This is a genomic window from Enhygromyxa salina (assembly GCF_002994615.1).
Classification (GTDB): Bacteria; Myxococcota_A; Polyangia; order Nannocystales; family Nannocystaceae; genus Plesiocystis; species Plesiocystis salina_A.
The window spans coordinates 84281-91956 of the sequence record NZ_PVNK01000127.1 but is presented as its reverse complement, the minus strand read 5'-3'; the positions used below and the strand labels follow the sequence as shown (position 1 = coordinate 91956).

General features: G+C 65.5%; 7 protein-coding genes. All 7 read left to right on the top strand.

Annotated elements, in window-relative coordinates:
* Window positions 1–2872 (top strand): RHS repeat-associated core domain-containing protein (locus ENSA5_RS13375; RefSeq protein ID WP_146155655.1); only part of this gene is annotated, 2872 nt, incomplete at its 5' end.
* Window positions 2873–3881: 1009 nt separating this feature from the next.
* Window positions 3882–4082 (top strand): hypothetical protein, encoded by a 201-nt coding sequence (locus ENSA5_RS13370; RefSeq protein ID WP_106392035.1) that lies wholly within the window; start codon window positions 3882–3884, stop codon window positions 4080–4082.
* A gap of 21 nt (window positions 4083–4103) precedes the next feature.
* Entirely contained in the window at window positions 4104–5318 is a 1215-nt protein-coding gene (locus tag ENSA5_RS13365) for a SpvB/TcaC N-terminal domain-containing protein (protein WP_106392034.1), read from the top strand.
* A gap of 53 nt (window positions 5319–5371) precedes the next feature.
* Complete coding sequence (gene tnpA, locus ENSA5_RS13360; RefSeq protein WP_106392033.1) at window positions 5372–5716, top strand: IS66 family insertion sequence element accessory protein TnpA; 345 nt, start codon at window positions 5372–5374, stop codon at window positions 5714–5716.
* Complete coding sequence (tnpB, locus tag ENSA5_RS13355; RefSeq protein WP_106392032.1) at window positions 5710–6087, top strand: IS66 family insertion sequence element accessory protein TnpB; 378 nt, start codon at window positions 5710–5712, stop codon at window positions 6085–6087. Before tnpA ends, tnpB begins: the two co-directional genes overlap by 7 nt.
* A gap of 17 nt (window positions 6088–6104) precedes the next feature.
* The gene (locus tag ENSA5_RS13350) at window positions 6105–7283 is read left to right on the top strand and encodes an IS66 family transposase (protein WP_106392031.1); all 1179 of its coding nucleotides are present in this window, start codon (window positions 6105–6107) and stop codon (window positions 7281–7283) included.
* Window positions 7284–7389: 106 nt separating this feature from the next.
* Window positions 7390–7602 carry a hypothetical protein gene (locus ENSA5_RS13345; RefSeq protein WP_106392030.1) on the top strand — a complete coding sequence of 71 codons (213 nt, stop codon included), beginning with the start codon at window positions 7390–7392 and terminating at the stop codon, window positions 7600–7602.
* The last annotated feature ends 74 nt before the right edge of the window (window positions 7603–7676 follow it).

The window sequence follows — 7676 nt, the reverse complement described above, 5'->3', positions numbered from 1 at the left end:
CTTCGTCGGCGGCGTCGACGCCGGGGACCGGTGGCATTTGCTGACCGCGCTCGGTCAGCCGATGCGCAGCTGGGACGACCGCGACCAGCGCTTTTCGTACGTCTACGACGCCCTACGCCGCCTCGTGGACCGAAGCGTGAGCGTCGGCGGCGGCCCCGAGAAACTGCTCGGCCGCGTCGTCTACGGCGACCTGCTCGCCGCACCCGCCGCGACCAACCACGTCGGTCGCGTCTACCGAGTTTACGACGGCGCAGGCGTCGCCACGACGGTGGAGTTCGACTTCAAGGGTGAGCCGCTCGAAGAGCAGCGCCAACTGGTCGCGGACGAGACCACGGAGCCCGACTGGAGTGCGCTGCTGGGCCACAGTACAATTGCCGCGATGGCAAGCGCCGCCACCTCGCTGCTGAGCTCCGAGACCTTCTCGGCGAGCAGCGAGCGTGACGCGCTGAGCCGCGTGCTCAGGGCCATCTCGCCCGACAGCTCCGAGGTCGCGTACACCTACGACGAGGGCGGCGGCCTCCAGAAGGTCGAGGTCCAACACCGCGGCAGCGCCACCGCCGAGGCCGTCGTCGGGGACATCACCTACAACGCCCGCGGCCAGCGCGAGGCGGTGGTCTACGGCCCGACCTCGAGCCCGACCACCACGACGAGCTACGACTACGACCCGCAGACCTACCGCCTCGCGGAGCTGAGCACGGTCCGGAACAGCGACAGCAAGACGCTGCAGGGCCTGCACTACCACTACGACCCGGTCGGCAACGTCACCGACATCCGCGACGACGCGCAGCAGACGGTCTACTTTCAAAACAGCGTCGTCGAGGCCGCGAACTCGTACACCTACGACGCGACCTACCGGCTCATCGAGGCGACCGGCCGCGAGCACAGCACGCAAGGAACCACGCAGCGAACCGACGTCCAAATATCAGTCGGCCCGCAGCCGATGACGAGCGACCCGTCGGCGATGCGGAGGTACACGCAGAAGTACATCTACGACGAGGTCGGCAACATCCTGAAGATGCAGCACCTCCCCGGTGCGGGGACGGGCTGGACGCGACGCTACGTATACGCCGAAAACGGCAACCGCCTCGACAAGACCTCGGCCCCGGGCGACCCCGCGAACGGCCCCTACACGCACAGCTACACCTACGACGCGCACGGCAACATGACGGCGATGCCGCACCTGTCGAGCATGGTGTGGAACCACGGCGACGAACTGCAGGAGGTCACCGTCGGGACCGAGACGGTCTACTTCCAGTACGCGGGCGGGATGCGTAGCCGGAAGTACGTCGAGAAGTCGGGGACGACGACCGAAGAGCGCATCTACCTCGGGCCGTTCGAGATCTACCGCAAGCGCGTCAACGACACGCTGGCGCTCGAGCGCGAGACGCTGCACATCAGCGACGGCAGCGGGCGGATCTGCATCATCGAGACGAAGACCGTCGACGGGGAGGCGGTCGGGAGTCCGACGGGGATCTGGCGGTACCAGCTGAGCAACCACCTCGGCTCGGCCGCGACGGAGGTCGACGGGAGCGGGGCGGTCATCTCGTACGAGGAGTATCACCCGTATGGGACGAGCGCGTACCGGGCGGTGGATGCGAGCATCGACGTCTCGGCGAAGCGGTACCGCTACACGGGGATGGAGCGGGACGAGGAGACGGGGCTCGCGTATCACTCGGCGCGGTATTATGCGCCGTGGTTGGGGCGTTGGACGGCCGCGGACTCGATAGGAACTAGCGGGGGGATCAACCTTTATGAATACACGTCATCAAGTCCAATAACCTCAAGCGACGTCACGGGGCTATCCCCCAACCCCGACGGTAGTGATTACACATCAACGGGTGGTCGGGTTCCCTACGCAGACCCAGCACTAACTCCAGGCGAGTATAAATTCGAACCGATGGACGTCGAGGGGGAGGCCTACGGGGCGGCCCCGACTGTAGCTTCATCCGATGGGGGTAACCGTGGGCCTACCTACCTCCATGACCCTGATTTTGCGCCCTTAGATCTCGGTGTCCAGGGCGCGCGCCCCGAGCAGTTGATCGTTGGGCAACTTGCTACGCAGGAGAAGTGGAACCAGAAATGGAGCGAGACCAACCTGGTTCGACGGATGAACCAGCAACGCCGCATGAGCATGGGCTTCATGGTCGGCTACTTGGTGACCGGGCTGGCCCTTGCTACGGGTATTGAGGGGGCGGCGATTGCGCTGCCCGCCCTGCGGGCGGGAGTCTCTAGCGGCGTGGCGGCGACGGAGGTCATGACCCAAGTGGGGAGTAGCGTCGAGGCGTGGGCCTCCGGAGACACCTTCGCCGTGGGGATAATGGCGCTCACTGAGTCCTTCGCCGGTGCAAGTGCTGCTGCGGAGGGTCTTCCGATCGGCGGCCTGGCAGCCCAACGCCGCGCGCTTCGGGTTCCAGCGGACTCACGGCGATTCATGCTTCCGGCGCAACAGACACGAGCGCGATTTCGGAATCTGTTCCCGGGGGACACTCAGCCACCGGGTCGCGTGGTTCGCCTTGGACGGGAACCCAACGGACGCTGGTACGAATACAGGGGGACTTCACGGCGGCGAGCGCAAGGGTCGTACGATTTTGTGGTTAGGGCCGGAGATGTCCTTGCAGTGCGACAGTCGAAACAGATGATGACTGCTCGACCAGGCCACCTAACCCTCTCCGGTGGCGGGGACGTGGAGTACGCTGGACGGGTTCAGTTCGGTGGCGCTTGGGGCGGTCGCGGCCATGTTCGGTCGTGGAGCAACGAGTCCGGCCACTACCGACCATTGCCTTTCTACAGCGAAATTGCACCGTTTCCACAGCATATGTTCGCGCCAGGCCGTTTTCCCGGCGCCCCTCCTCCTCCTCAACATCCACTCTAGTTGCCGGCGTGTTTCTCGATGACGATCAACGAAAACCTATTGGTGAAAAAGCCGCGGGAAGTCCGGGTTCGCACCCTCAAGGCCATGTTTGAGAGGGACTCTCGCGGAGCTCATCACTTGGGGATTCGCTTGGAGTTGAAAGCCTCAGAGGCCCTCGACATCGTACAGGCTACTATCCATAAGGGGGATGCTTCGACGATACGTTGGTGGCTGGAGTTTTACGCGACGGTGGCAGGGGTTCGTCGCTTGATTCGGCTACTAGACTGGTTGCAAATTGAGTCAGGGGGCGATTTGTACGAGAAGGCGATGTATTGGCTGCCTCGGCTCGCCGCGCTCCGAACACCAGAGGACGTGGCCAGGGTACAAAAGTGGCTTGGCCAACCGAAACACGTCGACTCGGCAGTTCCTGACCGGGAGTAGTCGAGGCAGCTTTGCCGCAAGCCAGTGGCACGCGGGCTCGCGGTAGGAACGGCCCTTGTGCCATACCGCGTTATTTGCGAGATGTCGTCCCGCGCTGGTCACGGGACTTCGTCGAGACCGCAGTCGCCCTCGAGAGCGTCGGTCGCCCGAGCTGCAGCTCCTGACACGCGTCGAGCGTCACGTGCTCGGCTTGCTGTGGCGGCACTGGAGGACCACAAAGCTGAGCATCCTAACCTACAATTTTCCGAACTCGATTCGGGGGCGGACGAGGGAGGCTGGTGGTTCTTTGTCGCCGATAACGTGACTGCTCAAGAAGCGGGTTCAATCCCAGGAGTCTTGATCATTCGAGTTGACAAGCGTTTGAAGCGTCCTCTCTTGCCCGAGGAGAACCGCTGGGTGGAGAGCATCCAGATTGATCGAGGCCACCCAGAGTAGCCGCAGGTTCACCGTCGTCGGCAGTTTTGCAAAGAACACGTGCCCAGGCCTGCGCGGTTCGGCAATGGGCGGGTCGTTAGGGGCCGCAAGACGTCGAGCCCCTCTGCGCCGATAAGCGCTGCGGGCGCTCAGGATGGGATCCGCGCCCATCGGGGTGGCCGAGCTGAACCTCGGGCAGTCGCAGGGTGAAGCCTTCATGATCGGAGACACCGGGCCGATCACCGAGGAGCCCGGTACGTGGACGCTCTCGCTGGCGGACGACACTGCGCCCGCGAAGCTCAAAGAGGGGACGCGGCTCGATCGCACGAAGGTCGCGGGGATGCTGGTGATCGTTCGCTACACGCTGAGCGCCTGATCGGGCGGGGGAGGGACCATCATGAGCAGCGACAAGACCAAGCGCCCCGGCATGACCTCGGGACCATCGATCCCAATCGAGGGCCCGCAGCCCACGCAGCCCTTCGGCGCGGGCAGCTTCCCCGGCCGCGACGCTCCCGGGGCGGGGGCGAAATCCAAGGACGAGAACAACCCCTTCGCGGAGCTGTTCAAGTCGCCCTACGGCGACGGGCAGGCGCCCGCGGGCCAGAGCGATCCGACCTCGAGCTTCGCGCCGTCGATCAGCTTGCCGACCGGCGGCGGCGCGCTGCGGAGCATCGGCGAGAAGTTCTCGCCCAACCCCTTCACGGGCGGCGGCTCGATGTCGGTGCCGATCGCGAGCTCGCCGGGCCGCGGTGGCTTTGGGCCGGAGCTGTCGCTGAGCTACAGCTCCGGCCTCGGCAACGGGCCGTTCGGGATCGGCTGGATGCTCGGGGTGCCCGCGATCTCGCGCAAGACCGACAAGGGCTTGCCCGAGTACCGCGATGAGGACCCCCAGCTCGAGCGCCGCGACACCTTCGTGCTCGCGGGCGCCGAGGATCTCGTGCACCAGCTCGACGACCAGGGTCAGGTCTGGTCGCAGATCCGCGATGGCCACGTGATCCAGCGCTTCATGCCGCGGGTCGAGGGCGGCTTCGCGCGGATCGAGCGGTGGACCTCGCAGGCGACCGGGGATGTCCACTGGCGGACGATCTCGCCCGAGAACGTGACGAGTTTTTTCGGGCGGACCGCGTCCGCGCGGGTCTCGGACCCGGGGGACCCCATGCGCGTGTTCTCGTGGTTGCTCGAAGAGAGCCACGATGACCGGGGCAACATCATTGTCTACGAGTACAAGCAAGAGAATCTCGCGGGTGTGGACCAAGACGCGCTCGAGGAGCGACCGCGCCTGGCCCAGACGAGTGTGCAAGCGCAGCGCTACCTCAAGCGCATCAAATACGGCAACGCCACGCCCTTCGTGAAGGGCGGCTGGCTGTTCGAGGTGGTCCTCGACTACGGCGAGCACGGCGTGATGCACGGCGAGCAGCTCGAAGTCTCGCCGACCGAAGACCGGGACTGGCCCACGCGACAAGACACCTTCTCGACGAACCGCCCGGGATTCGAGCTGCGCACGCGTCGGCTGTGTCGGCGTGTGTTGATGTTTCACCATTTTGCCGCGGAGCTCGGGCCCGCGCCGTACCTGGTCGGGTCGACGGACTTCCTCCACGACGAGGGCCCGTAAGCACTCGGTGAGGACATCTGTCGCCAGCGAGCGTAGACGCCGACGCTCGGCGGATGCCAACTCGACGCGTAGACCCTCGAGACCTCGCCTCCCTCGCCGCCAAGCGCCGTTGGACCCGTCCAGACGCCGCGAAGGTCGTCCAGGCCTGGCGCGACAGCGACATGAGCCGGCGGGCCTTTTGCGAGCGCCACGACATCGACGAGCAGCGCCTGGCTCGCTGGGCCAAGAATTACCCGGCGCCGCCGAGGCTCGCCGAGGTCGTCGTGGTCGGCGAGCTCCCGAGCGCGAGGTCATCCTCGCTGGTCATCGAGCTCGGCCAGGCCCGCGTGCACGTCGAGCGCGGCGTCGACGACGAGCTCCTCGCTCGCGTCCTCCGCGTCGTGGGGTCGGTATGCTGAGCCTGCCGCCGAGCGTGCGGATCTACTTCGCCCTCGACCCCGTCGATCTGCGCAAGGGCTTCGACGGCCTGTGCAACGTGACCCGCTCGTTGCTCGCCGAGGATCCGATGTCGGGCCACCTCTTCGTGTTCATCAACCGCCGCGGGAACCGGGCGAAGATCCTGTTTTGGGATCGCACGGGCTGGGTCATCTACTACAAGCGGATCGAGCGAGGCACGTTCCGCGCGCCGAAGCGTCCCGGGCTCGGCGAGGTCAAGGTCGAGGTCGAAGCGGCCGAGCTGATGCTGATCCTCGAGGGCATCGAACTCGCGGGCTCACGTCGGCGGTCGCGGTGGGTGCCGGAAAAGAAAACTGTGACACTTCGCTGCTGAGGCTGCCTTATACCAGTATGGGAAGCCGCGACGAGCTCAACCTCGACCAGGTCCGCAGCCACCTCGTCGATCGCCTGAGCAAGGGCGAGCACAATGAGCTCGTCAATGACATTCTGAAGCTGCTGGAGAAGCTGGGTCGTCGAACCGCGCACCTCGAGTTCGAGCTGATGCGGCTGCGCAAGTCGGCCAAGGGCCGGACGTCGGAGCAGATCGACACGTCCCAGCTCTCGCTATTGCTGAGCCTCGTCAGCGAAGCGGACAAGCCCAAGGTCGAAGCGGACGACGAGTCCGAGACGGTCGACCCGCTCGAGGACCTCGACAAATTCGAGGCCAAGATCGACAGCGACCTCGAGGAGGTCGACGCCGAAGACATCGACGAGGCCGCGGCCGCCGAAGGCGAAGCGAAGAAGCCTTCGCGGCGGCAACGACCGCCCGAGCACTTGCCGGTCGAGGAGCGAGTCATCGACGTCGAGCGCTCGCAGCTCGAGGGCTGCGACGACATGGGTTTCATCGGCTACGCCGAGTCGCACACCCTCGACTGGAGGCAAGGGCACTTCATCCATGTGCACACCAAGCGAGCCAAGTACGCGCCCAAGAGCGGCGACGGGCCAGTGGTGACGGCGCCTTGTCCACCGCAGGTGATCGTGCGTGGCCTCGCCGAGCCGGGGCTGCTCACGCACGTGATCGTGAGCAAGTACGCCGATCATCTTCCGCTGAATCGCCTGGTCAAGATCTTCGCACGAGACGGCCTCGACTTGACGGTCTCGACGATGGTCGGTTGGCTCCGCGCGTGCGCCAGCTTGCTCGCGCCCTTGCACAAGCTGCTCGGCCAGACCGTGCTGGCCTCACACGTGCTGCAGACCGACGACACCGGCGTGCAGGTGCTCGACAACAAGGACCCCGAAGGCAGCGCCGCGGCCGCGGCGCTCATCATCCAGCAACTCTGGAGGAGCACCTGCCGCAGAGGGGGGAGTAGGACGGACCGTAGGGGACTTCCTCCCCGAGGCGGAGCGACGCCTCGCGGTAGTCAAGGCGCAGTATCCGGGCGCGGAAGGCGTGGTCAACTCCGTGATGCGGACGACCAAGAACGAGGTCGAGGTCTTCCGACGCCTGGAGAAGTTCCACGGGATCGACCCGATCCTGGCCAGCGAGAGGCTTCACCAGATCAAGGCCGCCACCGGGCGTGGTGGTGCTGACAACGTGGTCTTCGACCTAACGGGCAACGTATTCGACCCTGCCACGATGCAACGGCTTGGGAGCCTCACCGAGGACCGCGCGAAAGCGATACGATAGGGGACACAAGTGGCACGCAACGAACATGAACGGGCGTTCGCCATCGTTCGCCTCGACGACTTCCAGGGACAGGAGGTGGACTTGCGCAATCGCGTCACGGTGAAGCGCATCGTCTGGAGCGAGGAGGAGGCCGAGCGCGAGGTCGAGCGACTCAACGAACTTCACGATGACGTTCGCTACTTCTGGCAGGCGACTCGCGTGGATCGGCGAGCGCCTAGCTGATGGACCACTCGGGGGAGGACCGGCGCCCGGCGCCGTCACCAGGCTATCCGGTCGCTCCTGCTCGGTGAGTGGGA